Origin of the sequence: Bacteroides galacturonicus, assembly GCF_003096855.1 — a bacterium.
Classification (GTDB): Bacteria; Bacillota; Clostridia; order Lachnospirales; family Lachnospiraceae; genus Lachnospira; species Lachnospira rogosae.
In genome coordinates this window covers 346468-371842 of record NZ_QEOA01000006.1, presented here as the reverse complement: position 1 = coordinate 371842, position 25375 = coordinate 346468, and the positions used below count along the sequence as shown (strand labels likewise).

At 36.7% G+C, this 25375-nt stretch carries 30 protein-coding genes and 3 tRNA genes; 30 read left to right on the top strand and 3 right to left on the bottom strand.

Annotated features, from left to right (window positions below; translation table 11 throughout):
- Window positions 1-205: 205 nt before the first annotated feature.
- The 13 genes from C7390_RS10435 (at window position 206) to dnaB (ending at window position 9326) form a co-directional block, all read left to right on the top strand.
- Window positions 206-277, top strand: a tRNA-Asn gene (locus tag C7390_RS10435).
- 62 nt (window positions 278-339) lie between these two features.
- Window positions 340-411, top strand: a tRNA-Glu gene (locus tag C7390_RS10430).
- Between the two features lie 33 nt (window positions 412-444).
- Window positions 445-515, top strand: a tRNA-Cys gene (locus C7390_RS10425).
- A 285-nt stretch (window positions 516-800) separates the two neighbouring features.
- The gene (locus C7390_RS10420) at window positions 801-1682 is read left to right on the top strand and encodes a hypothetical protein (protein WP_116444167.1); all 882 of its coding nucleotides are present in this window, start codon (window positions 801-803) and stop codon (window positions 1680-1682) included.
- A 36-nt stretch (window positions 1683-1718) separates the two neighbouring features.
- Entirely contained in the window at window positions 1719-3137 is a 1419-nt protein-coding gene (locus C7390_RS10415) for a YveK family protein (protein ID WP_116444166.1), read from the top strand.
- Between the two features lie 18 nt (window positions 3138-3155).
- Window positions 3156-3740, top strand: coding sequence for an AAA family ATPase (locus C7390_RS10410; protein ID WP_022501471.1), 585 nt, complete (start codon window positions 3156-3158; stop codon window positions 3738-3740).
- Window positions 3741-3744: 4 nt separating this feature from the next.
- Window positions 3745-3942: a DUF951 domain-containing protein gene (locus C7390_RS10405; protein WP_022501470.1), complete on the top strand. Its 198-nt coding sequence runs from the start codon at window positions 3745-3747 to the stop codon at window positions 3940-3942.
- Between the two features lie 94 nt (window positions 3943-4036).
- On the top strand, window positions 4037-4336 hold the full coding sequence (rpsF, locus tag C7390_RS10400) for a 30S ribosomal protein S6 (RefSeq protein WP_318255854.1): 300 nt from the start codon (window positions 4037-4039) through the stop codon (window positions 4334-4336).
- Between the two features lie 48 nt (window positions 4337-4384).
- Window positions 4385-4834, top strand: coding sequence for a single-stranded DNA-binding protein (locus C7390_RS10395; RefSeq protein WP_055307073.1), 450 nt, complete (start codon window positions 4385-4387; stop codon window positions 4832-4834).
- Window positions 4835-4852: 18 nt separating this feature from the next.
- The gene (gene rpsR / locus C7390_RS10390; RefSeq protein WP_022205046.1) at window positions 4853-5116 is read left to right on the top strand and encodes a 30S ribosomal protein S18; all 264 of its coding nucleotides are present in this window, start codon (window positions 4853-4855) and stop codon (window positions 5114-5116) included.
- Between the two features lie 302 nt (window positions 5117-5418).
- A complete protein-coding gene (locus tag C7390_RS10385) occupies window positions 5419-7473 on the top strand; it encodes a DHH family phosphoesterase (RefSeq protein ID WP_090140479.1) in 2055 nt (684 codons plus the stop codon).
- 42 nt (window positions 7474-7515) lie between these two features.
- Window positions 7516-7962 carry a 50S ribosomal protein L9 gene (gene rplI, locus C7390_RS10380; RefSeq protein WP_022501466.1) on the top strand — a complete coding sequence of 149 codons (447 nt, stop codon included), beginning with the start codon at window positions 7516-7518 and terminating at the stop codon, window positions 7960-7962.
- Window positions 7963-7985: 23 nt separating this feature from the next.
- The gene (gene dnaB / locus C7390_RS10375) at window positions 7986-9326 is read left to right on the top strand and encodes a replicative DNA helicase (RefSeq protein WP_022501465.1); all 1341 of its coding nucleotides are present in this window, start codon (window positions 7986-7988) and stop codon (window positions 9324-9326) included.
- A gap of 142 nt (window positions 9327-9468) precedes the next feature.
- Here the strand turns inward: dnaB and C7390_RS10370 are convergent, their stop codons facing one another.
- Window positions 9469-9639, bottom strand: coding sequence for a DUF362 domain-containing protein (locus C7390_RS10370; protein ID WP_022501464.1), 171 nt, complete (start codon window positions 9637-9639; stop codon window positions 9469-9471).
- A gap of 194 nt (window positions 9640-9833) precedes the next feature.
- Between C7390_RS10370 and C7390_RS10365 the strand changes: the two genes are divergently transcribed.
- On the top strand, window positions 9834-10040 hold the full coding sequence (locus tag C7390_RS10365) for a DUF1858 domain-containing protein (protein WP_022205867.1): 207 nt from the start codon (window positions 9834-9836) through the stop codon (window positions 10038-10040).
- Window positions 10041-10245: 205 nt separating this feature from the next.
- Here C7390_RS10365 and C7390_RS10360 read toward each other — a convergent pair whose 3' ends face one another.
- The gene (locus tag C7390_RS10360) at window positions 10246-11157 is read right to left on the bottom strand and encodes an adaptor protein MecA (RefSeq protein ID WP_022501463.1); all 912 of its coding nucleotides are present in this window, start codon (window positions 11155-11157) and stop codon (window positions 10246-10248) included.
- Between the two features lie 247 nt (window positions 11158-11404).
- Here C7390_RS10360 and C7390_RS10355 point away from each other — a divergent pair, with 247 nt between their 5' ends.
- The 8 genes from C7390_RS10355 (at window position 11405) to C7390_RS10320 (ending at window position 19327) form a co-directional block, all read left to right on the top strand.
- Window positions 11405-13081, top strand: coding sequence for a serine/threonine-protein kinase (locus C7390_RS10355; protein WP_116444165.1), 1677 nt, complete (start codon window positions 11405-11407; stop codon window positions 13079-13081).
- The gene (locus tag C7390_RS10350; RefSeq protein WP_116444164.1) at window positions 13038-13730 is read left to right on the top strand and encodes a hypothetical protein; all 693 of its coding nucleotides are present in this window, start codon (window positions 13038-13040) and stop codon (window positions 13728-13730) included. The genes C7390_RS10355 and C7390_RS10350 overlap by 44 nt, the downstream gene beginning before the upstream one ends.
- Before the next feature lie 404 nt (window positions 13731-14134).
- Window positions 14135-15829, top strand: a complete 1695-nt coding sequence (locus C7390_RS10345) for a glycosyl hydrolase family 18 protein (RefSeq protein ID WP_318295669.1) — start codon at window positions 14135-14137, stop codon at window positions 15827-15829.
- Window positions 15830-15956: 127 nt separating this feature from the next.
- A complete protein-coding gene (gene cwlD / locus C7390_RS10340) occupies window positions 15957-16697 on the top strand; it encodes an N-acetylmuramoyl-L-alanine amidase CwlD (protein WP_318295671.1) in 741 nt (246 codons plus the stop codon).
- A 92-nt stretch (window positions 16698-16789) separates the two neighbouring features.
- Complete coding sequence (locus C7390_RS10335; RefSeq protein ID WP_116444161.1) at window positions 16790-17845, top strand: L-threonylcarbamoyladenylate synthase; 1056 nt, start codon at window positions 16790-16792, stop codon at window positions 17843-17845.
- 58 nt (window positions 17846-17903) lie between these two features.
- On the top strand, window positions 17904-18365 hold the full coding sequence (locus C7390_RS10330) for an arsenate reductase/protein-tyrosine-phosphatase family protein (RefSeq protein WP_022501457.1): 462 nt from the start codon (window positions 17904-17906) through the stop codon (window positions 18363-18365).
- Between the two features lie 42 nt (window positions 18366-18407).
- Window positions 18408-18836, top strand: coding sequence for a ribose 5-phosphate isomerase B (gene rpiB / locus C7390_RS10325; protein WP_055173813.1), 429 nt, complete (start codon window positions 18408-18410; stop codon window positions 18834-18836).
- Between the two features lie 5 nt (window positions 18837-18841).
- Entirely contained in the window at window positions 18842-19327 is a 486-nt protein-coding gene (locus C7390_RS10320; protein ID WP_055173815.1) for a deoxycytidylate deaminase, read from the top strand.
- A 25-nt stretch (window positions 19328-19352) separates the two neighbouring features.
- Here C7390_RS10320 and C7390_RS10315 read toward each other — a convergent pair whose 3' ends face one another.
- Entirely contained in the window at window positions 19353-19835 is a 483-nt protein-coding gene (locus C7390_RS10315; protein WP_022501454.1) for a DUF402 domain-containing protein, read from the bottom strand.
- A gap of 210 nt (window positions 19836-20045) precedes the next feature.
- Here C7390_RS10315 and C7390_RS10310 point away from each other — a divergent pair, with 210 nt between their 5' ends.
- The 8 genes from C7390_RS10310 to atpG all read left to right on the top strand — a co-directional run bounded on the left by C7390_RS10310 (window position 20046) and on the right by atpG (window position 25340).
- On the top strand, window positions 20046-20309 hold the full coding sequence (locus C7390_RS10310) for an AtpZ/AtpI family protein (RefSeq protein WP_022501453.1): 264 nt from the start codon (window positions 20046-20048) through the stop codon (window positions 20307-20309).
- On the top strand, window positions 20293-20709 hold the full coding sequence (locus C7390_RS10305) for a hypothetical protein (protein ID WP_055173817.1): 417 nt from the start codon (window positions 20293-20295) through the stop codon (window positions 20707-20709). Before C7390_RS10310 ends, C7390_RS10305 begins: the two co-directional genes overlap by 17 nt.
- A gap of 4 nt (window positions 20710-20713) precedes the next feature.
- On the top strand, window positions 20714-21442 hold the full coding sequence (atpB, locus tag C7390_RS10300; protein ID WP_022501451.1) for a F0F1 ATP synthase subunit A: 729 nt from the start codon (window positions 20714-20716) through the stop codon (window positions 21440-21442).
- Window positions 21443-21483: 41 nt separating this feature from the next.
- Window positions 21484-21741, top strand: coding sequence for an ATP synthase F0 subunit C (gene atpE / locus C7390_RS10295; RefSeq protein WP_022205028.1), 258 nt, complete (start codon window positions 21484-21486; stop codon window positions 21739-21741).
- Window positions 21742-21805: 64 nt separating this feature from the next.
- Window positions 21806-22351 carry a F0F1 ATP synthase subunit B gene (atpF, locus tag C7390_RS10290; RefSeq protein WP_055173819.1) on the top strand — a complete coding sequence of 182 codons (546 nt, stop codon included), beginning with the start codon at window positions 21806-21808 and terminating at the stop codon, window positions 22349-22351.
- On the top strand, window positions 22339-22887 hold the full coding sequence (gene atpH / locus C7390_RS10285) for an ATP synthase F1 subunit delta (RefSeq protein ID WP_022501449.1): 549 nt from the start codon (window positions 22339-22341) through the stop codon (window positions 22885-22887). The genes atpF and atpH overlap by 13 nt, the downstream gene beginning before the upstream one ends.
- A 35-nt stretch (window positions 22888-22922) precedes the next feature.
- Window positions 22923-24431, top strand: a complete 1509-nt coding sequence (gene atpA / locus C7390_RS10280) for a F0F1 ATP synthase subunit alpha (RefSeq protein ID WP_022501448.1) — start codon at window positions 22923-22925, stop codon at window positions 24429-24431.
- 48 nt (window positions 24432-24479) lie between these two features.
- A complete protein-coding gene (gene atpG, locus C7390_RS10275; protein WP_055173821.1) occupies window positions 24480-25340 on the top strand; it encodes an ATP synthase F1 subunit gamma in 861 nt (286 codons plus the stop codon).
- The last annotated feature ends 35 nt before the right edge of the window (window positions 25341-25375 follow it).

The window sequence follows — 25375 nt, the reverse complement described above, 5'->3', positions numbered from 1 at the left end:
TGGAAGTGTGGTGACATATGGAGCTGATCTGTACTAATAGGTCGAGGGCTTAACCGAAAGAGGTTAAGGTTTGGATAGAACAAAGAGAGTTATTCTTAAGGAAAGTACGAAAGTACTTGACAGGATACGGATGTATAAGATATATTTAATGTGCAGTTTTGAAGGAGCAATCCTTTAAATAATGAGTTAAGGAACTCAGGTGTAATCCTCGATAGCTCAATGGTAGAGCACTCGGCTGTTAACCGAGTTGTTGTAGGTTCGAGCCCTACTCGGGGAGCTGTAAGAATAATTATGATAGTTAAGCAAGTTGGGCATGTTGTCCTTCTAGTTCAGTATTAAGGCTCCATGGTCAAGCGGTTAAGACACCACCCTTTCACGGTGGTATCAGGGGTTCAAATCCCCTTGGAGTCATTTTTTGTTCTTACTATGAATATAATATGTTATGGCGACATAGCCAAGTGGTAAGGCGTGGGTCTGCAACACCCTGATCACCAGTTCGAATCTGGTTGTCGCCTCTTTAACCATCTCACAATTATGTGAGATGGTTTTTTTGTGTAATAGAAAATTCAGATAGAATTCCCTATTATACTGATGTACGCTCGTGCAAAGATGTAGTTAGTCACTGGTGACCGCACCCTGTGCTAGGATGTGCGTTGCACATTCTTTTTGCAATGTGATGTATTATTTATTTTGAAAGATATTTGAGAAAGATATTTGAGATATATTATTTTACAAAGATTTTTGATATGTTATAATATATTAAATAGGTTTTATAAATAAGTCAGAGGTAATGGTGAATAATGAATACAACTAACATTTTTAAGCAGTTCATTAAGAATACTGTGGGTAAGTTTACAAGAATTAAATTCACAAAGAACGGTACTATAAGAAAGATTACAGGAATTGCCGCTATTATATCAATAATGGCAGGGACGACAGCCTGTGGTAACAGAACAGAAGCAGTTATAACAGATAATAATGAAGATATAACAAGTTATAAGGAATATGCTACAGTGGAAGAAAGCAAGGCTTCCAAGTTCCAATATACAGATTTAACGATTAATTCGCTTAAATATATGATGACAGAAGCGGCAGTTAAGAATATATATGGCACACCTGTATCAGAATATGAGTCTACAGAGAAGGACACTAATGCTGAAGCGGAATATTTAGAAAAGGTATGTTCTTACAATGATTTAACGCTTATATTTGTAAAGTTCACAGATGACGGAAGAACGGCTGGAAAGAATGAAAATGGTACATATAAGCTGACAGCGGCGGCATCAGTAAGCGATAAGGATGTATTTTCAAGAGGACTTAAGGTCGGTATGTCGGTTGACTCAATATTAAGCGTATATTACAGGGATCAAGACTATAAGAATAATTATTATACATCAGATGACAGTACAGCAGTGCTTGGTAAATATTTATATGGAAGCTTTACACTAGATGAACTTGACAAGGTTAATACCAAAGATGCAATTGCATATGGATTAATTAATTTTAACGGCTATGACAGTGATGAAACAGCGGATAATTATATAATAGAATTTACATATTTTGCGCCTGACTATAAAAATGGTACTGCATCAGTAGATGATGATTTTGCACAGATAGCATTTGACATAGATAACAATGGCGTAATTACAGCTATCAGGTGGTACTATTATCCACAGCAGTAGTGGAAATTAAGATAATATTTTAAGAAGGAGAAGGATATGAAGAGATTTTCAAGGTGTGTGCTAATATTAATATTAGTAGCAATTCTTAGTGGAGTAGGCGGATATATGTATGAGAATAAGATGATATATCCAATGTATGAATCGACAACACAGTTATATGTTGTGCCGGGAGAAGAAAATGAAGCTTCAATAAGAGCCAATAACGGCGGATTGAAGGAAGATTTTACTATTATTTTCAAGAGTAGTGTGGTAATATCTGCGGCACAGAGAGTGGCAGGAACATCAGAGGATATAGCACAGTATTTAACAGTTTCATCTCCTGCTAACAGTAATATAGTAGAGATTAAATGCGTCAATCCAGACCAGAATACAGCAAAGAAATATGTTGATGCGGTAGCTACAACAGCAGTTAAGACAACATCTATAATACCGGTTAAGTCAATTCAGATATTATCAGAGGGTACATCTACAGGTGTAGCATTTAAGCCGGATTTATACAGAAATACAATTATAATTACAGCCATTGCAAGTGCAGTATGTCTTTTTATAGAGATAATTGTATGCCTTTGCATAAGTGCATTTAAGTCAAAGGATGAAGATTTTAACCACGAATTTGAATACGAGAGAAGATTTGGTAATGTGGAGTATATTGACCACAAGCCAGACTTAATTGAAACATCTAAAGATAAGAAAGAAAAGGTTTTGAAACATTCTAATAAGAAGAATAAAGATGAAGATATCCTTATTAATATAGAGGATGAAAAGCCAGTCTATGAAGCTGATGATGAAGAAGATTTGGATGAGGATATTCTTCGCGAGGCTGCTCAGGACGAAGATATATTAAAAGATACAGATACAATAGAAGAAGCAGAGGACGAAGCCGATTATGAGGCACAGGCGGAAGTGGCAGCTACTATAAGTGAGGATAATGCAGGCACACAGCTGGATAATGCCAACAAGAACGTAAAGCCAGCATCAGCCAGTACAGTACAGTCTGCTAGCGTAGAAGCACCAGTCAGCACAGCACAGTCTGCTAGCGTAGAAGCACCGGACAGCACAGTACAGTCTGCTAGTGTAGAAGCACCAGTCAGCACAGTACAGTCTGCTAGTGTAGAAGCACCAGCCAATGCAGAACAATCCTCTAGTGCAGAAGTACCAGTCAGCACGGAGACCTTAGCTAGTGCTGTAGAAGTAGAAAAGCCAGTACAGGAAGTTAAAGCTGCAGAGCCAGTCAATGAGGCAGATCAGTCAGCACAAGAGTCTGATGCAGCCAGCAAGGAAGCTAATGTTGTAAGTGAACCAGTGGTTTCAGCCGTTGGAGCAGAAGTTGACAAGGCTCAGCTTAATAATGCAGGCAATAATACAGATTTGAACAATAATACAGATATAAATGATAGCGAAGAGGTTAATTCTGAAAGCAGAAAGTTCAGAATTTTAGGTACAATAAGAAAGTAGTTAAAAGGGTGAAGTCGTATGTATAGTGTAAATGTTGACAAATTAGTTAAAACATCAGAAACACAAGCAGAAAGTCTTTTAGAAATAACAGATAATATTATAGAGGGACTTGGAAATCACAAAGCATTTGCAGTGCTTGGCGGTAAGGTGGATACATTTAAAATAGCCTATAATATTATGGAAAAAGGCAATAAAGTGCTTTTTGTGGACGGAGATATAAGGACAGATGTATTTCTTGGAAAGTATAAGCTTGGCAAGAGTGCGAAGGGTGTGCTTGATTATATTAAAAGACCTGAGAAGAATGAAGAAATAGTCTGTGTAACTAATCACAAGAATTTGAGCCTTATATTTACAGGTATCAATGAAGATGGTGTTGTGACAGATGATGAGATAATGATATTTAAGTCACTTATAGATAAGTATTCTAAAGAATATGATTATATTGTGGTGGACTCAGATGAGGATGGAACACTTGCTGCATTTTGTGGATATGCGGCAATAATAGCTGAAAAGGAAACTTACGATGAGGACGAGCTTAATAACAGAGTTATACAGTTAGAAGATAAGGAGTGTAATGTATTAGGAGTTATTATAAGAGAATAGGTCTATGATTAAATTAGAATGTGGCGATATTATTAAAATGAAGAAGAAACACCCTTGTGGCAGTGACGAGTGGGAAGTTATTAAAGTGGGTGCGGATATTAAGTTAAAATGCTGTGGCTGTATGCATGAGATAATTTTAAAGCGTTCGCTTGTTGAAAAAAATACAAAAAAAATACAAAAATCAGTCAATAATGACTTGTAAGAGTTATAATTATGTGCTATAATCAATCCTCGTGATATTATTAATCCTTGTTCTTTTTATATTTTAATAAAAGGGACCTAAAGACCAGAAGGAGGTGCGACGTAGAATGAATAAGTATGAATTAGCATTAGTTGTTAGCGCAAACGTCGAGGATGAAGTAAGAAACGCTACAGTAGAGCAGGTTAAGGAATTAATCACTCGTTTTGGCGGTACAATTACTGATCCAGGTACTTGCGAGAAGAAGAAGCTTGCATACGAAATCCAGCATATGAGCGAAGGATACTACAACTTCATTAAGTTTGAAGCTGATGCAGCTACACCAGCAGAAGTTGAGTCAAGAATTCGTATTATGGAGAACGTTATTAGATTCTTAATCGTTAAAGATGGAGAATAATTGATTGACGTTTAGGCTTACAACTCTTTATAGAAGAGGAGAATAAGTATGAACAAAGTTATATTAATGGGTAGACTGACAAGAGAACCAGATGTACGCTATTCGCAGAATGCAGATGGCTCTATGGCAGTAGCAAGATATACATTAGCAGTAGACAGAAGACGTGCAAGAAACAATAATGATGAGCAGTCAGCTGATTTTATCAGTTGTGTTGCTTTCGGTAGATCTGGAGAATTTGCTGAAAAGTATCTTCATCAGGGAACTAAGATTGTTGTTACAGGACGTATCCAGACAGGTAGTTATACTAATAAGGATGGACAGAGAGTCTACACTACTGATGTTGTTGTTGAAGAACAGGAATTTGCTGAAAGTAAATCCGCTGCGTCAGGTGAGACAGCAGCATATACACCATCAAGACCAGAACCAAGCGCTGCTGCTGGGGATGGATTTATGAATATTCCTGATGGCGTTGAAGACGAGGGTTTACCTTTCAATTAAGATAGGAGGTAACTTGATATGCCAGATAAGAAGGCTGAAAGACCAGAGGGTCAGATGAGAAGAAGACCAATGCGCAGAAGAAAGAAAGTATGTGCATTTTGTGCTGATGCAAACAAGGCATTAGATTATAAGGATGTTGCTTTATTAAAGAAGTATGTATCTGAAAGAGGTAAGATTCTTCCTAGAAGAATTACTGGTAACTGTGCTAAGCACCAGAGAGCACTTACAGTTGCAGTTAAGAGAGCTAGACATGTAGCACTTTTACCTTACACAGTAGAATAATTATAATTGCAGGTTAGTATAATCTGCGGTTTAAAGAGCTTTCACAGACGTATATGTTTGTGAAAGCTTTTTTAATTTTATTATACAGATATGTTTAAATATATTTTGGTTATTAACTTTGCCTGGAGATAAGGCTTAGAATATGTATTTTAATGAAGATAAGGATAATTGTGTAATTGAGCTTTAGGATATATAATTATTTAATATAGCTTTTAAGACAGATGAAGTTGTGTTATAATTTGCATATGCGTTTGGGCATAGTAGTGTGCTGTATATAAGCAAGCAGGAATTGAGGAATTAATATGAATAATAAGCAAACAAAGTCATTCAAACCATCTGGCAGGCTTAATTCTATATTTTTATGGCCTGTAGGTCTTGGTATATTACTTGTATTACTTGATATATTATTATGTTTTGTGAGTAGTGTGGCAGCGTCAATTGTTGCAGTATTTATAGTTATATATGCCTTTGTCTGTGCGATGATGATATGCTATTTTCGTCCAAGAATAATAAAGGAGATAGTGGAATTTTCTTCCAATTATTCTCAGGTACAAAGACAGCTGCTGTATGAGTTAAGCATACCTTATTGCCTTTTGGATAATAAAGGTAATATTTTATGGATGAATGCTTCTATGCAGGCAAGTATTAACAGAAAGAATGATCTTAATAAAAATATTTCTACAATCATACCTGAGTTATCAGCCAATGTATTCAGGAATTTTGAGGATTTCAAAGAAATCAGGGTCGCATTTAATGACAGGGACTACCGTGTTGAAATGAAGAGAATAAGTGCTGATATAATCACACAAGGTGTTAATATTCTTGCCAAAGATTATAATTCTTCGCTTGTAGCTATGTATATGTTTGATGAAACGGATATTAACCAGTACATACAGAAGATAAGAGATGAAAGGTTTGTAGTCGGGCTTGTATATATAGATAATTATGAAGATGCACTTGAAAGTGTAGATGATGTGCGTCGTTCTTTATTTGTCGGACTTGTAGATAAGAGAGTTAATAAATATTTCTCAGCTGGTGCGGCTATTATAAGAAAACTGGAGAAAGATAAATATCTTGTTGTATTCAGATATAAGTTCCTTGAGAAGCTTCTCGCAGATAAATTCAGTCTTGTGGAAGATATAAAGAGCGTAAAAGTCGGTAATGAAAAGACACTTACATTAAGTATTGCCATAGGAACTGGTGCGGCTGATTATGCTAGAAATTATGATATTGCCAAGGCGGCTATGGATCTGGCACTTGGACGTGGCGGTGACCAGGCAGTTATCAAAGATGGTGAGAAGATATACTATTATGGTGGAAAGAGTCAGCAGATGGAGAAGAATACACGAGTAAAGGTACGTGTAAAAGCCCACGCTTTAAGACAGATATTAGAGGCTAATGACAATGTGCTTATTATGGGACATAATCTGCCAGATATAGATTCATTTGGTTCTGCACTTGGTATATATATTATTGCCAAGAAGTTCGGCAAGGAAGCTCATATTGTATTTGGCGAGATTTCAAGCAGTGTCAGACCATTTATGAACCGTTTTATAGATAAAGAAGAATATCCAGATGATATGTTTATTAAGAAAGAGGAAGCAGAGAATTATCTTACAGCATCAACGGTAGTTATAGTTGTAGATGTGAACAGACCACAGAGAACAGAGTGTCCGCAGCTTCTTGATAAATGTAAGACTATAATTGTATTTGACCACCACAGACGTTCAAGCGATACAATTACTGGTGCGGTGCTTTCTTATGTAGACCCATATGCTTCATCAGCCTGTGAAATGGTCACAGAGATGATACAGTATGTTGATGATGGAATTAAGCTTAAAGCATTTGAGGCAGATGCACTATATGCGGGAATATCAATAGATACAGATGGATTTAACAGCAAGTCAGGTCCTCGTACATTTGAGGCTGCGGCATTTTTAAGACGACACGGTGCAGATGTTACAAGAGTAAGGAAAATGCTTAGGAATGATATGAATGAATATAAGGCGATAGCTTCGGCAGTAAGCAAATCAGAGGTATACAAGTCTGCATTTGCTATTACTGTATTTGACGGAGAAGGTCTTGAAAGCCCGACTATAGGTGGTGCAAAGGCTGCGAACCAGCTTCTTGATATATCAGGAATAAAGGCTTCATTTGTTATTACACAATATGAAGATAAATTATATATAAGTGCAAGATCCATAGACGAGGTAAATGTACAGCTCGTTATGGAAAAGCTTGGCGGTGGCGGACATATGAGTATTGCCGGTGCTCAGCTTACGAATTGTACAATACAGCAGGCAGTTAATACAATTAAACTTACTCTCGACAATATGCTTGCTGAGGGCGAGATATAGTATAAGCTTAAGCACAGATAAAGTGCAGAAAAGAGGTTAATTATGGAAGTTATTTTATTAGAAGATGTAAGAACATTAGGTAAAAAGGGACAGATTGTTAAGATAAATGATGGATATGCCAGAAATTATGTTATACCTAAGAAGCTTGGTATAGAAGCTACACCTAAAAATCTTAATGACCTTAAGCTTCAGAAGAAGAGAGAAGAAAAAGAGGCAGCAGAAGAGCTTGCGATGGCTAAAGAGCTTGCTGCAACTATCGAAGATAAATCCGTTACAGTATATATGAAGACAGGTGAGGGTGGAAGAACATTTGGAACAATATCAACTAAGGAAGTAGCCGCAGCTGTTAAGGAACAGCTTGGACTTGAAGTTGATAAGAAGAAGATGAAGCTTGATGAGCCTATTAAGACTTTAGGTACACATATAATTGCACTTAAGCTTCATAAAGATGTAACAGCTAAATTGACTGTTAAAGTAGTGGAGAAATAATACATTTGTATAAGTGAGGAACTATGGAAGAATTAAATATTACCAGAACTATGCCTAATAGTCTTGAAGCTGAGCAATCGGTAATAGGTTCTATGATATGGGACAGGCAGGCTATTATTACTGCGGGCGAAATGCTTATGCAGGATGATTTCTATTATAAGCAGTACGGGATTATGTTTCAGGCTATGGTGGAGATGAATAATGAAGGCAAGCCTGTAGATGTTGTTACTTTACAGGAGAAGCTTAAAGAAAAAGATGTGCCTCCAGAGGTGTATAGTCTTGAATTTGTAAGGGAATTGCTTTCATCAGTGCCAACCTCTGCTAATATAAGACAGTATGCAACGATAGTTAAAGACAAGTCCATTTTAAGAAATATTATAAAAGTTAATGAAAAGATAGCTAATGACTGTTATGCAGGTAAAGACAGCACAGAGGATATACTTGCAGAGACAGAGAAGCGTATATTCGAGCTTGTAAGAAATAAAGGTGCAAGTGATTATACTCCTATTGATAAGGTTGTTCTTGAAGCACTTGATAAAATATCGACAGCGGCTAAGAACAGAGGTGTCGTAACTGGTGTTCCTACAGGCTTTAAGGATCTGGACAGCTATTTATCCGGATTACAGCCATCAGATTTTGTGCTTGTTGCCGCAAGACCATCTATGGGTAAGACTGCGTTTGTCCTTAATGTGGCGGAAAATGTTGCTATTAAACAGGGCATAACAACAGCCGTATTCAGTCTGGAAATGTCAAATGTACAGCTTGTAAACCGTATGCTTTCGCTTGAGTCATCAGTAGATGCCGACAAGCTTAGAAAAGGCCGCCTGGACTCTAATGACTGGGGAAAGCTTATTGAAGGTGCAGATGGAATAGCAAAGTCCAAGCTTATTATTGATGATACACCGGGTATCACGATATCGGAGTTAAGGTCTAAGTGCAGAAAGTACAAAATGGAAAATAATCTTGGCTTAATAATAATCGATTACCTCCAGTTGATGAGTGGTAATGGAAGGACGGAGTCAAGACAGCAGGAAATATCAGATATATCCCGTTCATTAAAGGCACTTGCCAGAGAGCTTGATGTACCTGTAGTTACACTGTCACAGCTTTCAAGAGCGGTAGAACAAAGACCAGACCACAGACCTATGTTATCGGACCTGCGAGAGTCAGGTGCGATAGAGCAGGATGCCGATGTAGTTATGTTTCTTTATAGAGATGATTATTATAATAAGGACACAGAACTTAAAGGTATTGCAGAGATTATCATAGCTAAGCAAAGAAATGGTCCTATAGGAACTGTTAAGATGGCTTGGATACCAGAACAGACAAGATTTGCAGACCTTGCAAAGAATATGGGGTCATAGAATTGATAATGATAAAGTGTATCAATTAGGAAAAATGCGGTTAATATAACTGTTTAGGAATTAATGATTAAAAGTTAATGGTTAAAATAAAACAGCAGGTGTGATAATTCACACCTGCTGTTGTTAGTTATGTATCTTCAAACTACTGTGGGTTTGGAGCACCAACTGGACATACACCAGCACAAGCACCGCAATCTACACATACATCTGCGTTGATTTCATAATGAGCAGCACCTTCGCTGATAGCTTCAACTGGACATCCAGCAGCACAAGCACCACAACTGATACAATCATCACTAATTACATATGCCATAATAATATTCCTCCTTGGATTTATTGTATCCATATTATACGATAGAGTAAGAAAAAATACAAGACAAAAAAATTAACACAAATCAGGTATTCTTGACATTTTTATTGGGTAATATTATAGTAGTTGTATGTGTCGGAAATATAGACCACACAACCTGATTATAACAGGAATTAATATATATGGAGGAAACAGGTATGGCAAGAGTTACCAAGGACACAACAATTGGTGAAGTTATACAGATTGATGCAGGAGTAATTCCAATTCTTATGGGTGCAGGTATGCACTGTGTTGGATGTCCTTCATCAGCAGGAGAGACATTAGAAGAAGCTGCTATGGTACACGGTATTGACAGCGATATGCTCGTAGAAGAAATCCAGAGCTACCTTCAGTCATTAGGCTAATATTAAAAAAGCTAAAGGCTGCTTAATATTAAAAAGATATCCCATTGTAGTAACATCTGCAATCAGTTTATAACTGGAGACTGGTGTTACTACAATGGGGTATTTTTTATTTTGGTATATATTGGTATAATTATCCGGATTATAAAGCTGTATGCAGATAATCAAAAATGTGCATATGGTAATGTTAACTCCACCAGCGGCTGTATTAGAGGTTAGCTGCAACATTTATCGCGTGCTTGGCTATAATGCAGTCACCGTGCTCTTTAAAGAAAGCAAATAAAGCTTCGTTTGAAGTTTCTTTAAGGGCATATTCTGATAAGATGTTACATACCTTATTAAAATCTACAGATGAGCAGCAGCATCTCTGCATAATAAGGTAATATCTGTCACTGCCTGACTTCTTGTAAAGATAGCTTGGATCATTATAAATATGATTAATGACCTTGGAAGCATCAATAAAATCGTCCATAGATTCAAAAGAATATATTCTTGTCTTAGGAACAGGTGCAGCAGGAGCTTTGTGTTCAGTATTATTATCAGAACTGCTTCTGTCGCTGTTGGCAAATTCCTCAGGGATAGCAGTGGTGTCAGGAGCAGTATGCCTGCTTCCAGTGCTGACTGTATTCTCTTTGGAATTGTTGAGGTAATCTCTTACCTTGCTGAATAAATTCATAAGGTCATCACCGATAATCCCACCCTCTGATGTGGTCTTGGTATCCGCATCAAGCTCATCACCTGCGGTAGGTGGAACAGAAGTATCATTATAGGAATTATCATCAATAGTTTCTATATCTGAATAATCATCGTCATAATCATACTCACCATCATCTAAAGGGGAGAACTTAGAGAAGCGTGTATCTAATTCTTCAGGGTTCTCGACCTTTGTTATAATAAGAACAATACAATCAGATGAAATAGGAATTGCTTCAATCATAAGCGGAATATCGTCAGCCTCAAAACCAACCTCATAGGAAGCCTGCTGCATCATATCCCTGAAAAGTTCTTTTGCTTTTTCACTGCCATACGCAAGTTCGCTTATCTTTAATTGTCTAGAAGCAAGATCAGCCTGATTGAGTGTACAACGTATCTGATTCTCATTAACTCTTTCAATCTTCATAACAATCTCCTTTCTTGCGAAGTGCATAGTTAATTATATCTATGAAAATATAATACTCATTTTTCATAGATATGTAAAGGAGTCTGGATGTTTCATAAAATAAAAAATCTCTAAATTTTAAAAATTTCGACAAGAAGTTGTAAAATTGTATTGATAATATATTAAAAGTATGATATAAACTAATCAGAGTAATTTAATTCTATAAGTCAACGGAGGTGAATAACAGGAATTTAGCGATAAGTATGAGATAATAAAGCAATTGGCCAAGACCAATCATTCTAATGTATATTTAGTAAGGCATACCGCACTTGATACATTGCGAGTTGCCAAGGTTATCAGAAAGGCTGATATGGATAGTGACACTATCTTAAGAGAAGCCCGTCTAATTAAGAATCTTAAACATTCCCACATTCCAGTAATTTACGATATTGAAGAAGATGATATAAGTATCTGCATTATTGAAGAATATATATCTGGTAAATCTTTAAGGTCATATATTAATGATACAGACAATATAAAGACAAGTGAGATTTGTGATATAGCAGTTAAATTATGTGACATATTGGAGTATCTGCATAACTGCGATAATGAAATAATTCATCTTGATATTAAACCTGATAATATCATAATTGATGAGCATAATAATGTTAAACTTATAGATTTTGGGAGTTCGATTCACAAAGCTGGATTAACGCAGGCTGGTATGATAAGTCCAGGTTATGCTGCACCTGAGCAGTACGGCGGAAAGGAGCTTACTTATCAGACTGATATTTACAGTGTTGGAATGGTTCTTAAGTTTATGGCTGACAGCAATAGCACAGTCCATAATAAATTATACCCGGTAATTAATAAATGTACCCGTCATAATCAATACAGACGTTATAAAAATGTTAAAGCGTTAAGGTGGGAACTGGAACAAACTGCAAGGTCTGATATTACATTTTTCCAGAAAATAAAATTTATCAATAAAAATGCAATAAATAAAACCAGCAGTATAGCATTAAATAATACATATGTGTCAGGCAGTGAAAATGTGTCAGGCAGTGTATTAGAAAATTACAAAATAAACAGCATTTATGGAATTAAGAATTACTCTTATATAATTAAAGTATCAGGTAGCAGGAGAGGAATTGGAGTTACCCATACTGTGCTTAGTATGGCACACTGCCTCGGTGATTATGGCTTGAAATGTCTGGTAATAGAAGGTTCGGGAAGAACGGATATATTACAGACGGCATTGGCAGATAATAGTATATGTTCTACATCAGAAGGCCTTCTTATCTGCAGGGGAATATGGCTGATGCCGTCATATGGCAGAGATGAAACGCAGGGTGTTAATTATGATATACAGGATAATTTTGACATTGTAATTATTGACAGTGGAGTTAATTCATTATTTCAGGATTGTGATAATGAATTAAAAAATATTCATATGGATAGTTGTAACGAAAGAGTAATGATAGATAGTTATGGCTATGAGGCAATAATGAATGATAATAATTCAAAAATAATAAATATATGTGTTGTTGGCGGAAAATATGATGTCAGAAGTGAGAGCAGCCTCATAGATGAAACTGATAAAATATGCCATAACAGCATAATATTTGTAAATCTTGTTAATGAAGTGCAGTTTTATGGGTATTCTAATACTATAGCAGATAAGAAAAGCTGTTATAGAGTGCCGTGTATATATGAGTGGTACGAGAATAACGCTGCGTGGACTTTAATTATGAAGGATTTTATGCAGGATAATCTTACTGCTTTATGGGAGAACATAGATGCAGGACAAAAAAAGGAGTTATATAAAATATTATATGAAAAAATATGGGTTATCATGCAAAAGATTAAGACAAATAAAAGAATTAAAACAGATAAAGGGATTGAAGCAGAAAAGAAAATGCAGGGAATTACTAAATCAGTATGAAAATGTGAGAATATCTGATAATGTAAGGACTATAGGAGTAGCAGGGCTTTGTGACAGTGCAGGTGCAACTTATGTGACTATTATGCTGGCAGTGTTTTTTACAAGTGTATTAAAGAGAAAGACGGCTGTTGCAGGTGACATTAAGACATATGTGCTTATGAAAGAGCAGATGTGTGCAGGAAGAACAGTACGTTGTAAGAAGATGGTATCAAGACATGCCTACAGTATTAATGGGATAGACTTTTACGGGGTTCTGAATGACAATAGTTTTAATATATTAAAAGATAATTATGATATAGTAATAATAGATATAGATTTTGGTGATGCCAAGGATACATTTGCAAGAATGACTGCTACACTGGCAGGGTGTGACAAGAAAATGCTTATAGGGTCAATGCTTCCGTGGAAATTCAAGGAGTGTATTAAAAAGATTGAGAGAATGGGCAGATTTCTTCATATAAAGGGATTAACTATGTATACATTGACCAATGGCACAAAAGAGAATGAGCAGTTATTGCAGGATTATGGAGTGAAGGTGGAATTAACACCGATAGAGCGCAATCCTTTTATGATAAGTGGAGAAAATCTTCACTGGTTTATGAAACTGTTAGTACCTTCTTATAAAGGTTATAATGGGGAAATAAGATAATATCACAAAAATAATATCACGGACAATTTAATAAAATGAGTATATCAATATTATTTATAATAGATTAATTAAAGATATATTCAGAAAAATGTATTAATGAAAAATATGTTAATAAATATAACAGAAAAATACATTAATATAAGTTAAAGGCGTCCCTTCGCCATACAATATACAAGGCGGGGTTAAATACATTTTGACCCTGCCAGTATTAAATGATACAATACTTCTGCAAAGATACTGTATATAGTCAGAATAATAAATATTATTGTTAATGCAATAAAGGCATATATTTAATGTCAGATCGGGCACTTCGTATACTTAATGAAGAAATACAATAAAGTCAATTATTTAGTGTCAGAGCGTGAGCGTAATAAATAACAGTATAGACAGGAATGGAGATAAGAATGAGAAGCAGAAGGAAACACAGATATAGAACCGGACTGATAGCAGTTGTGGCAGTGGTTGTTCTTGCCGCACTGGCAGCAGGTACATTTTTAGTAAAAAGATACGCTCCATCTAAGGAATGGATGGACGGTTATAAATATTTTGAGGTTGATAGTAATACCGATAAGACATTCGTTATAATTGATAATAAAAGTTACAGTGATATCGGAGTTATGAGAGATGATGTGTTGTATCTACCGGTGGATTTTGTGTCTGATTATATAAATGTAAGATTCTATTATGACAAAGAAAGTAACGCTGTTTTGTATACAGATGACAGCAGGACATATATATACGAGCCTGACAGCACAGGGTATAAGGACAGCGATGGTAATACATATGATAGTGAATATAAGATAGCGTGTGAGATAGATGGCACAATGTATATAGCATTTCAGTATGTGGCAGATTATACGAACTGCACATATGCATATGGAAGCAAGCCTTCAAGATTGTCTGTTAATATGATTAACGGAGAGGTCAGCAGGGTTACAGCTAAGAATGATATGTATATACGATACAGAGGCGGCGTTAAAAGTGACATTTTAGAGCAGATTAATAAAGGTGACAGCGTATATTATGTAGAAAGCTTTGACGACTGGATAAAGGTAATAAGTGCTACTGGGTACACGGGTTATGTAAAGAGCAGTGATGTAAGTGAAGTGTATACAGAAGTTCCGGATAATACATATGAGTCAGAGTATGCAGGGCTGTCAATAAGCCAGAAGGTTAAGCTTGGCTGGTTTCAGGTTGCTGGTACGGCTGGCAATGATAACTATACACAGCTTACAGGTCTGTCTAATATAAATGTTATCGCTCCAACCTGGTACAGCATTGCATCAGAAAATGGCAGTATGAGTAATTACTCATCGGCTTCGTGGGTTAATGCTATGCACAACAGAGGGTTACAGGTGTGGCCTTTAGTGGACGATTTTAATAAGTCAGTAGATTTTAAGGCGTTATATTCAAGCAGGACAGCAAGAAAGACAATGATTGATACGCTTATTAAAGATGCGAGGGCATATGGATATGACGGAATTAATCTTGATTTGGAAAATGTTAAGAGTGATTATGCTAAGGATTTCCTGCAATTTGTAAGAGAGTTGTCGGTTGAGTGCCATAAGAATAATATTATATTGTCAACAGATAATTACAAGCCGGAGGCATATAACAGCTGTTATAATCTTAAGGAGCAGTCAGATTATGTGGATTATGCAATTGTTATGGCATATGATGAGCATTATGCAGGTTCTGAGGCCGGTTCAGTTGCTTCACTTCCATTTGTTAAGGAAGCAGTTGAAGATATGACAGCATTAGTACCGGCTGATAAGGTTGTTGTGGGTATACCTTTCTTTACAAGAATATGGAGCGTATCACAGACTTCGACAACAAGCAGTGCAGTTGGTATGCAGGCGGCTATTGATGAGCTTAACAAAGACGGACAGACAGCCATATGGAATGATGATGCAGGACAGTATGTATGCTCATATGATAAAAATGGAGTAACCAGGAAGATATGGTTTGAGGAAGACAAATCAATCGAGGAGAAACTTAAGGTTGTAGTTGATAACAATACGGCAGGAATTGCGGTATGGAAGCTAGGACTAGAGAAAGTTTCTGTGTGGAATGTAATTAACCAGTATATTAATGATTAATTATAAATATTAGTATGTCGGAAATGCTTTAAGTACTTACAATTAATGAATAGTATTAAATAGATTAAAGGAATTGCGGTGGCACAAGGTGCATACATTTTAATAAATGTGTAGTTGTGTGATAGTTATGCATCCTGAATTAAAAATAGTACTGGTAGCAGTTGAGATTATTGTTGTTATAGCCGCAGCTTTAGCATTAGAGCAATGTGGCACAGGTTCTGAAAATTCAGACAAAGGATATATAAGCGGTGAATACTCCGGCGGGGCACAGGAAAATATTGATTATGAGGCAAAGACAGTTGCCATAGACAGCGGACACGGTGGTATTGACCCTGGAAAGATAAGTGCTGATGGCATACTTGAAAAAGATGTCAATCTGGCAATTGCTTCAAAATTGAAAATATTACTTGAACAGTCGGGAATTACTGTTATAATGACTAGGGCAGACGATAACGGATTGTATCAGGAAAGTGACAGTAATAAGAAAGCAGCTGATATGAAGAAACGATGTAGTATTATTAATGGAAGCAAAGCAGATATTGCAGTAAGCATACACCAGAACAGTTATGTAGGAGAAGCCTCTAAGGGTGCACAGGTATTTTATTACAAGCAGTCTGAGGAGGGAAAGAAGCTTGCTGGAATTATTCAGAAGAATATGATTAAAGAGCTTGATAATACTAATAAAAGAGTTGAAAAACCCGATTCTGCTTACTATATGCTGCGTAATACGCAGGTGCCAACGGTTATTGTCGAGTGTGGATTTCTGTCTAACAGGGAAGAAGCGTATAAGCTTAACAATGATGAATACCAGCAGAAGACTGCGTACAGCATATACTGTGGAATAATTGAATATCTAGGACAGAATTAAAGATTATGACGTAAGTTCCAGAATTGAAATCTGCCATTTACATCAGAATATAGTTCATTTAAGAACATTTTAAGAAAAAGAGGTGTGTAACAATGGATACAATTGTTGCGAAAATAACTAATGACAGTCTTACGGATAAGAAAATATATGAACAGGCTGGAAAGATTTTAAGAGAGGGAGGGCTTGTAGCATTTCCTACAGAAACTGTATATGGACTTGGTGCAGATGCACTTGACGAGGAAGCATCAGCAAAGATATATGCTGCCAAAGGCCGTCCTTCAGACAATCCGCTTATAGTTCATATTGCAGATATAGAGGCTTTATATAAGCTGTCCTGTGAAGTACCAGACAAGGCATTAAAGCTTGCCGATAAATTCTGGCCCGGACCATTAACTATGATATTGAAGAAATCGGATATAGTTCCAGATTCAATTACAGGTGGTCTTGGAACAGTTGCGATAAGAATGCCAAGCCATAAGGTTGCAGCAGAGCTTATCAGAACATCAGGTGTGTATATAGCAGCTCCAAGTGCTAACACATCAGGAAAGCCAAGCCCTACAAGGGCAAGCCATGTAATAAAGGATTTGTCCGGAAAGATAGATATGATAATTGAAGATGATACTGTTGACATAGGTGTTGAGTCTACAATTATTGATCTTAGTGAAGAGGTTCCCACAATATTAAGACCCGGATATATAACTAAGGAGATGTTTGAAGAGGTTATAGGCGTGGTAAGAATTGACCCTGCGATAACTGAAGGTGTTAAGTCTGGAGTAGTTCCTAAAGCACCGGGTATGAAATATAAGCATTATGCACCTGATGCAGATCTTAAGATTGTTGAGGGTGATGAGGCTAAGGTTGTTGAATATATTAACGATAATGTGAACAGACTTATAAGTCAGGGATACAAAGTCGCTGTAATGACAACAGAAGAAGGAAAGCACAATTATAACAAGGGAATAATTGTTTCGATGGGACATAAAGATGATGAGCTGAGTGCGGCAAGACATCTGTATGCAGTATTAAGAGAGTTTGATAATGAAAATGTAGACTATGTATTTTCAGAGAGCTTCGAGACAGATAATGTTGGACGTGCAGTTATGAACCGATTGATAAAAGCGGCTGGACATACTATAATTAATGTTTAAAGATCAATGGTTAATCATATGCCAGCTTAATTATTCATTAACTGGGTGGTGTCAAATTATGAACAGATTTAATAAAGTTATATTTATATGTATGGGTAATACCTGCAGAAGCCCTATGGCGGCTACTATAATGACCAAGCTTATGCCGGATATAAGAGTTGAATCAAGGGGGATGGTTGTGTTATTTCCAGAGCCATACAATCCCAAGGCTGTAGCTGTGGCGGCAAGACACGATATGATTATGCCAAGTAATGTATCGGTTCAGGTTGTTAATGATGATTTTGGCATAGATACGCTTGTTCTTACGATGAATTCGTCAATGAAACAGAAAATATATGATACCTTTGACAAGGCAATTAATGTATTTACGTTAAGTGAGCTTGCGGGTGAGGGTGATGTTGAAGTACCAGACCCATATGGCAAGGGTGTGGAAGAGTATAACAAATGTTTTGAACAGCTCTACAGCTATGTTGAAAAAGTAGTGAAGGTAATATCAGCACCTAAGAATGAAGCTGATTAAAGTTATATAGAAGTTAATAAAATACACAAGGAGATTATAATTATGATAGCAATTGGATGTGATCACGGAGCAATAGACCTTAAGAACCAGTTAATAGAACACCTTAAGAAGAAAGGTTATGAGTGTAATGATGTAGGAACTTATACTACAGAGTCGTGCGATTATCCTGTATACGCACACAAGGTTACAGACCTTATAACAAGTGGTGAGTGTGAGCTTGGTATTCTTTTATGTGGAACAGGAATTGGAATGAGTATGGCTGCTAACAAAGTTAAGGGAATAAGAGCTGCATTATGCAGTGATTGTTTTAGTGCACAGGCAACAAGAGAGCATAATAATGCAAATGTACTCTGTATGGGTGCAAGAGTTATAGGACCAGAGCTTGCATTCAGAATTGCAGATACATTTTTAGAGGCAGGCTTTAGCAATGATGAAAGACATATAAGAAGAATATCAATGCTTGAGGAGTAATATATATGAGCGATAAAAGAAAGGATTATATATCGTGGGATGAGTATTTTATGGGTGTTGCAAAGCTTTCAGCACTTCGTTCCAAAGACCCTAATACACAGGTGGGAGCGTGTATTGTAAGCAGTGACAATAAAATACTTTCTATGGGTTATAATGGACTTCCAAGGGGCTGTTCAGATGATGAGTTTCCATGGTGCAGGGAAGGTGACCCTCTGGATAATAAATATTTCTACACAACTCACAGTGAACTTAATGCCATACTTAATTATCGTGGAGGTACGCTTGATGGGGCAAAGATGTATGTCACATTGTTCCCTTGCAATGAATGTGCCAAGGCTATTATTCAGGCAGGAATAAAGACTGTTGTGTATGACAGCGATAAATATAAAGATACAGCCTCAGTTATTGCCTCTAAGAGAATGCTTAATGCGGCAGGCGTAAGATATTACCGCTATGAGCATACTAACAGGGAGATAACTATAGAATTATAAGAATTAATATGAGGCAGACATACGGTTAGTGTATGCCTGCTTCATATTCGTTAATGGTATTAATATATTCGTTAAATGTTCCGTCATATATTGTCTTAAGAAGCTTATCAAGCTTGTGGAGGGCGTTAACAAGCATAGCATCAGATATAAGCTTAGCACTTGCTGCATCAGCCAGCTCGTCAAGGTCTACAACACGGACAAATCCAGAATTCTCAATAATTACATCAGCCAGAAGATCGGTAAAGACATAGGTATCTGTGCCAGCGTCATAGGCTGTGTCAATTATGTCACAGTATATATAGGCAAGTGAATTATCTTCTTTGTAGAATTTACTTACCTTGAAACCATCATTAATAAGGTAATATGATATTCCGTGAGAGAATTCTGCCTTAGGATGGAAAGTTTTCCAGCTTGTTATAATGTGGCTGTCATCCTGATGAATTATAATGTCGTCCTTAAGACTTACACATTCATCAGGTATCAGGCGTTTGCGGAATAAAGTTGTCATACGCATTTCTCCTTAAAAATATTAAATTTGTATAATTAAAATTTCACATATTAATTATCAAAATTATATCAAGTAAACGTGTGAAATTCAATTTTTTTTGGACATATTTGGACAAGAAAATTTGTAGACAATTTAACAATTAAAGGTTATAATCGAATATATAATTAAAATGAGTGGGTTATAAGAAGAATATATGAACGAGGAAATGCTATGAAGAATATAGTATTAATATCCCAGCTTAGTATATGTGTAATGGTTCCTACGTTTCTCTGTCTTGCTATAGGATTATGGCTTGACGGAAAGTTTGGAACATATTTTACAATTCCTCTGCTTATTATTGGAATTGCTGCAGGTGCAAGAAATGCTTATGTGCTTGCTATGAATTCGATAAAACAGGATGAGCAGGCGAAGAAGCACAAGCAGGATAAAGAAATTGCAGAGAAAGTTGAAAAGTATAATGAAACTCATAAGTAGACGTATCCTTGATAGAATTATTGATATTAATCCCTCAATTCCAGGTATGCTTATTATTAATTTAATATATCTTATACTTGGTGAGATTATAATAATTGCATTGGTTCCGAATACAATGCGGTGTGCCATAGGATTTCTGGCAGGAGTTATATATTCGGTATTTGCAACATTTCATATGAGCAGTGGAATACGAAAGATAGTATATGGTGGTGCAGAGTCAAGAGCAACTATGATTATTGGTTATCTTATCCGTCTTTTGGTTATGCTTATATTATTCGTACTGTTATATTTCCTTAATATTGGAGATCTGCTATGTGCGGTTATTGGAATGTTTTCTATGAAGGTAGCGGCTTATTTACAGCCGTTCACTGATAAATTAATAACTAAAAAAGGAAGGTGAGAAGGTGGGAAGCTCTTATGTTAACACACTTGTAGCGTGTGATTCGAGTTTTATGATTCAAAGCCTGAAGGAATTCCATATTCCAGGCATTGATTATACTTTTAGTATTAACACGACACACGTTGCTATGCTGCTGGTTTCAGTCTTCATAATCATTATGGCCATAGTTGCCAGGGTGAAGATTAATAAGGTCAAGCCTGACGACACACCGGGAATGTTCCAGAATGCTATAGAGATTATAGTGGAGATGCTTGGAACTATGGTTGATGGAATTATGGGTAAGAATGCTAATAAGTTTGTCAATTATATTTCAACATTATTCTTATTTATAATTATATCTAACATATCCGGACTTTTTGGTCTAAGGCCACCTACAGCCGATTATGGTGTGACGTTATGCCTTGGTCTTATAACATTTATACTTGTTCAGTTCAACGGCATAAAGAAGAATAAGGGAGGACACTTTGCTGCTTTATTCCAGCCAATCTGGTTCTTATTTCCAATTAACCTGATTGGTGAGTTTGCAGTTCCGTTGTCACTCTCACTGCGTCTGTTTGGTAATGTTATGTCAGGAACAGTTCTTATGGGACTTATATATGACTTATTAAAGCCATTTACTATAGGATATCCTGCATTATTACATGCTTACTTCGACTTGTTCTCAGGTTGTATTCAGGCGTATGTATTTTGTATGTTAACAATGGTATATGTTAACGATAAGATTGCAGACTAGTATAGCTGGTCATAATAATTTATTTAACGGAGGATTTTAAGATGAATATTAGTGGACAGGAATTTATTCAGGCTATGTCAGCCATTGGTGCAGGTATTGCGATGATCGCAGGTGTTGGTCCTGGTGTTGGACAGGGTATTGCAGCAGGTCATGGTGCAGCAGCAGTTGGACGTAATCCAGGTGCTAAGTCAGATATTACATCAACAATGTTACTTGGACAGGCCGTTGCCGAGACAACAGGTCTTTATGGTTTCGCCGTAGCTATTATCTTAATGTTCGTTCAGCCATTTAAGGGCTAATATAAGACATTTAGTCTTGACGACAAATTTATTAAGATAACGGAAAGGAGGCCAACAATTGAATTTGGGAAGTACATTTGTGGCTCTTGAAACATCAGGAAGATTATTCGGCCTTGATTATCAGCTGCTTTTTGATGCTGCTATAACAGCTATCAACGTATTTATATTATTCCTGCTTTTGTCAGTTATTCTTTTTAATCCTGTACGTAATATGTTAAAGAAAAGACAGGACAAGATAACAAGTGACAGAGAAACTGCTAACCAGAGCAGAGAAGAAGCACTTGCTATGAAGGCAGAGTATGAAGAGAAGCTTAAGGCTGCTAATAAGGAGGCAGAGCTTATATTAAGTGATGCCAGAAAGACAGCAGTTCATAATGAGCAGAAGATTATAGATGAAGCCAAGGAAGAAGCTGCAAGAATTATCGAGAGAGCTAATAAAGAAGCAGAACTTGAGAAGCAGAAGGCAGCAGATGATGTTAAACAGCAGATAGTTGCAGTGTCAGCTATGATAGCTTCAAAGCTTATTGCTAAATCTATCGATGAGAGTGAAAGCAATGCAATTATTGAACAGACTTTAAATGAAATGGGTGAGAACACATGGCGAAATTAGTAGAAACAACTTATGGTGAGGCATTATTTGAACTTGCTGTCCAGGAGTCTAAGGTTGATGAACTATGTGAAGAAGCTCAGGCTGTAATTGATATTTTTAAAGATAATGAAGATTTGGTAAATGTTCTTAAATCTCCAAAGGTTGAGAAGAAAGAAAAGGAACAGCTTATTGAGAATATCTTTAAGAAGTTTGTATCTGAGGATATTACAGGACTTCTTGTGATAATGGTATCTAAGGACAGACAGACTAAGATAGTAAGTACACTTGAATATTTCATAAAGAGAATTTATGAGTATAAGAAGATTGGTGTTGCTTATGTAACTACAGCCAGACCTCTCACGGATAATCAGAAGCTGTCGATTGTAAGCAGATTGCTTTCAACAACTGATTATGTGGATTTCAAGATGAATTATGACATCGATGAATCACTTATAGCAGGTATGGTTATAAGAATCGGTGACAGAGTCGTAGACAGCAGTATAAAACATAAAATTGATGAGCTTACCAGGAATTTAAAGAATATCCAGTTAGCGTAAGCTTTAAGCTAATAGAAAGTAGGTGCATAAGGCTAATGAATTTAAGACCGGAAGAAATCAGTTCAGTTATAAAAGAACAGATAAAAAGATATTCAGCCGAACTTGAAGTATCAGAAGTAGGTACAGTAATTCAGGTAGCAGATGGTATCGCAAGAATTCATGGACTTGAGAAAGCTATGCAGGGAGAACTTCTTGAATTCCCAGGAGAAGTATACGGTATGGTACTTAACCTTGAGGAAGACAATGTAGGTGCAGTTCTGCTTGGTGATTCAAGAAACATCAGCGAAGGTGATACTGTTAAGACAACTGGACGAGTTGTAGAAGTTCCAGTAGGTGATGCGTTAACAGGACGAGTTGTTAATGCACTTGGACAGCCAATAGATGGCAAAGGTCCTATTAATACAGATAAGACAAGACAGATAGAGAGAGTTGCCTCAGGCGTAATCACAAGAAAGTCAGTAAGTGTTCCACTTCAGACAGGTATTAAGGCTATTGATGCTATGGTTCCAATCGGAAGAGGACAACGAGAGCTCATTATTGGTGACCGTCAGACAGGTAAGACAGCTATAGCAATCGATACAATTATCAACCAGAAGGGTCAGGGAGTTCATTGTATCTATGTTGCTATTGGACAGAAGGCATCAACAGTTGCAAGTATCGTTAAGACACTTGAAGAATATGGTGCAATGAGCTATACAACAGTAGTTGCATCAACAGCCAGCGAACTTGCTCCACTTCAGTATATCGCTCCTTATTCAGGATGTGCTATCGGTGAAGAGTGGATGGAGAATGGCGAAGATGTACTTGTTGTATATGATGACCTTAGTAAGCACGCAGCAGCATATAGAACACTTTCACTTCTTTTAAAGAGAGCTCCAGGACGTGAAGCTTATCCAGGTGATGTATTCTATCTTCACTCAAGACTTCTTGAGAGAGCTGCAAGAATGTCAGATGAATACGGCGGAGGATCACTTACAGCCCTTCCAATTATTGAAACACAGGCCGGTGATGTATCTGCATATATTCCAACTAACGTTATATCTATCACAGATGGACAGATATATCTTGAGACAGAGATGTTCAACTCTGGTTTTAGACCAGCTATTAATGCCGGTCTTTCAGTATCACGAGTTGGTGGTTCTGCTCAGATTAAGGCTATTAAGAAGATTGCAGCACCTATCCGTACAGAGCTTGCCCAGTACAGAGAGCTTGCTTCATTCTCACAGTTTGGTTCAGAACTCGATGCTGATACTAAGGAGAAGCTTGCACAGGGCGAACGTATCAGAGAGATGTTAAAGCAGCCACAGTATAAGCCAATGCCTGTAGAATATCAGGTTATTATAATATATGCTGTTACTAAGAAGTTCGTTATAGATATTCCAGTTGATAAGATTCTTGATTTTGAACAGGGCTTATTCGATTTTATAGATACTAAGTATCCACAGATCCCAGAATCTATTAAGGAGACTAAGGAACTTTCAGAAGATACAGAGAAGTTACTTGTAAGTGCTATTGAAGAGTTTAAGAAGACATTTAACTGCTGATTGATCAACGATTAACAGCAATTAATGCTTGGAATGGAGGTAAATTCTATGGCCTCAATGAGAGATATAAAAAGGCGTAGAGATAGTATTCAGAGTACAGGTCAGATTACCAAGGCTATGAAGCTTGTTTCCACTGTTAAACTTCAAAAAGCAAAGGGAAAGGCAGAGAGCACAAAGCCTTATTCAGATCTGATGTACGAAACGATATGCAATATGCTTGCCAGATCAGGTAACATCAATCATAAGTATCTTCAGGCTGGTGAGTCTGAAAGAAAAGCTGTTATAACAATAACGGCCAATCGTGGACTTGCTGGTGGTTACAATACTAATATAACCAAGCTTATTACAGAGAGCGGAATTCCTAAGGAAGATATTGATATAATTGCAATAGGAACTAAGGGAAGAGATTATCTTGCAAGAAGAGGTTACAATATAACAGATGATTGTTCAGATGTTATTAACGAACCACTTTATACGGATGCAAGAGATATATGTGATAAGCTTCTTGAAAGATTTGCGGATGGACAGATAGGTGAAATATACCTTGCTTATACATCATTTAAGAATACAGTTGTTCACGAGCCTAAGCTTATTAAGCTTCTTCCAGTATCAGTTGATACTGAGAGCGTGAGTGCTGATAAGGAAGATACAACACCTATGAATTATGAACCAGCCGAAGATGAAGCTTTGAATCTTATCATACCTAAGTATGTGTGCAGTCTTATATATGGTGCACTTATTGAAGCTGTTGCCAGTGAGAATGGTGCACGTATGCAGGCTATGGATAATGCGACAAGCAATGCCGATGAGATGATTTCTGATTTATCACTTAAGTATAACAGAGCCCGTCAGGCTTCTATTACACAGGAACTTACAGAGATTATTGCTGGTGCAAATGCTATCGGCTAATTAGAGTTTGTTATAACTCTTGGCGGGTCTGTGTA

Bases quoted from the DNA above. Each gene is read 5' to 3' on its own strand.
- C7390_RS10420 (WP_116444167.1), top strand. From the start codon at position 801: ATGAATACAACTAACATTTTTAAGCAGTTCATTAAGAATACTGTGGGT.
- C7390_RS10415 (WP_116444166.1), top strand. From the start codon at position 1,719: ATGAAGAGATTTTCAAGGTGTGTGCTAATATTAATATTAGTAGCAATT.
- C7390_RS10410 (WP_022501471.1), top strand. From the start codon at position 3,156: ATGTATAGTGTAAATGTTGACAAATTAGTTAAAACATCAGAAACACAA.
- C7390_RS10405 (WP_022501470.1), top strand. From the start codon at position 3,745: ATGATTAAATTAGAATGTGGCGATATTATTAAAATGAAGAAGAAACAC.
- C7390_RS10395 (WP_055307073.1), top strand. From the start codon at position 4,385: ATGAACAAAGTTATATTAATGGGTAGACTGACAAGAGAACCAGATGTA.
- rpsR (WP_022205046.1), top strand. From the start codon at position 4,853: ATGCCAGATAAGAAGGCTGAAAGACCAGAGGGTCAGATGAGAAGAAGA.
- C7390_RS10385 (WP_090140479.1), top strand. From the start codon at position 5,419: ATGAATAATAAGCAAACAAAGTCATTCAAACCATCTGGCAGGCTTAAT.
- rplI (WP_022501466.1), top strand. From the start codon at position 7,516: ATGGAAGTTATTTTATTAGAAGATGTAAGAACATTAGGTAAAAAGGGA.
- dnaB (WP_022501465.1), top strand. From the start codon at position 7,986: ATGGAAGAATTAAATATTACCAGAACTATGCCTAATAGTCTTGAAGCT.
- C7390_RS10370 (WP_022501464.1), bottom strand. From the start codon at position 9,639: ATGGCATATGTAATTAGTGATGATTGTATCAGTTGTGGTGCTTGTGCT.
- C7390_RS10365 (WP_022205867.1), top strand. From the start codon at position 9,834: ATGGCAAGAGTTACCAAGGACACAACAATTGGTGAAGTTATACAGATT.
- C7390_RS10360 (WP_022501463.1), bottom strand. From the start codon at position 11,157: ATGAAGATTGAAAGAGTTAATGAGAATCAGATACGTTGTACACTCAAT.
- C7390_RS10345 (WP_318295669.1), top strand. From the start codon at position 14,135: ATGAGAAGCAGAAGGAAACACAGATATAGAACCGGACTGATAGCAGTT.
- cwlD (WP_318295671.1), top strand. From the start codon at position 15,957: ATGCATCCTGAATTAAAAATAGTACTGGTAGCAGTTGAGATTATTGTT.
- C7390_RS10335 (WP_116444161.1), top strand. From the start codon at position 16,790: ATGGATACAATTGTTGCGAAAATAACTAATGACAGTCTTACGGATAAG.
- C7390_RS10330 (WP_022501457.1), top strand. From the start codon at position 17,904: ATGAACAGATTTAATAAAGTTATATTTATATGTATGGGTAATACCTGC.
- rpiB (WP_055173813.1), top strand. From the start codon at position 18,408: ATGATAGCAATTGGATGTGATCACGGAGCAATAGACCTTAAGAACCAG.
- C7390_RS10320 (WP_055173815.1), top strand. From the start codon at position 18,842: ATGAGCGATAAAAGAAAGGATTATATATCGTGGGATGAGTATTTTATG.
- C7390_RS10315 (WP_022501454.1), bottom strand. From the start codon at position 19,835: ATGACAACTTTATTCCGCAAACGCCTGATACCTGATGAATGTGTAAGT.
- C7390_RS10310 (WP_022501453.1), top strand. From the start codon at position 20,046: ATGAAGAATATAGTATTAATATCCCAGCTTAGTATATGTGTAATGGTT.
- C7390_RS10305 (WP_055173817.1), top strand. From the start codon at position 20,293: ATGAAACTCATAAGTAGACGTATCCTTGATAGAATTATTGATATTAAT.
- atpE (WP_022205028.1), top strand. From the start codon at position 21,484: ATGAATATTAGTGGACAGGAATTTATTCAGGCTATGTCAGCCATTGGT.
- atpH (WP_022501449.1), top strand. From the start codon at position 22,339: ATGGCGAAATTAGTAGAAACAACTTATGGTGAGGCATTATTTGAACTT.
- atpA (WP_022501448.1), top strand. From the start codon at position 22,923: ATGAATTTAAGACCGGAAGAAATCAGTTCAGTTATAAAAGAACAGATA.
- atpG (WP_055173821.1), top strand. From the start codon at position 24,480: ATGGCCTCAATGAGAGATATAAAAAGGCGTAGAGATAGTATTCAGAGT.